General features: G+C 44.4%; 1 protein-coding gene. It reads right to left on the bottom strand.

Features of this window, described 5'->3' with window-relative positions; all coding sequences use genetic code 11:
• Window positions 1-544, bottom strand: a 544-nt coding sequence (locus ACGF5R_RS24315; protein WP_387693197.1) for an IS982 family transposase, incomplete at its 3' end; no start/stop codon positions are given.
• Window positions 545-638 lie beyond the last annotated feature (94 nt).

The following is a 638-nucleotide window of genomic DNA, read 5'->3' as shown; positions in this document are numbered from 1 at the left end:
TTGCTAACTCACGGACAGGCTCCCGATCATCGACATTACCCGGAGTGAGTTTGGCTGACACAATTTCTCCCTGATGATTGACTATCAGATGCAGCTTAAAACCGAAAAACCCTCCCATTGACCCTTTTCCTCGTTTCGCTATGCCGTCAAACACCTTATGGCGAGGGATACGAATGTTATGACAAACACGAATACTTGTGGAATCGACAAAAGCGAGTCCCGTGGGTTTCCCTTTCACCTGCGTCAAATAGCTACAAAGCGGTCCTAAAACTGAGGAAACGACGCCTAAGAACCGGGTATAGCTGAGCAGGGTGGGAAAGTCTTGTTGATGGTATCGTCGGACTAGTCCAAAGTAGAAATTTTTGAAATCGCGATAATGTGACATATGAAAAGCAATCACAATGGTCATAATCTCGCTGGCACTCATGCGGCCATGACGTCTGCGTTGACGATGTCCTTCCTCGATACACTGTTGTTCCCAGAGTGGAATGAATACACGACAAAAATCATCGACATCGCAGAAGAGTTCAACTAGTTTATCCATGCCTGTTCCTAATAAGATCGTTTTTTTCTTGGTCGAAAATTTTGATCTTGGAACAGGCACTTAGTTCCATTTTTTTATCCAGAGTTCAGGTTAA

The sequence above is a fragment of the Photorhabdus sp. RM71S genome (genome assembly GCF_042879355.1).
GTDB classification, from domain to species: domain Bacteria; phylum Pseudomonadota; class Gammaproteobacteria; order Enterobacterales; family Enterobacteriaceae; genus Photorhabdus; species Photorhabdus kayaii.
This window is presented reverse-complemented; position numbering and strand designations above follow the sequence as displayed.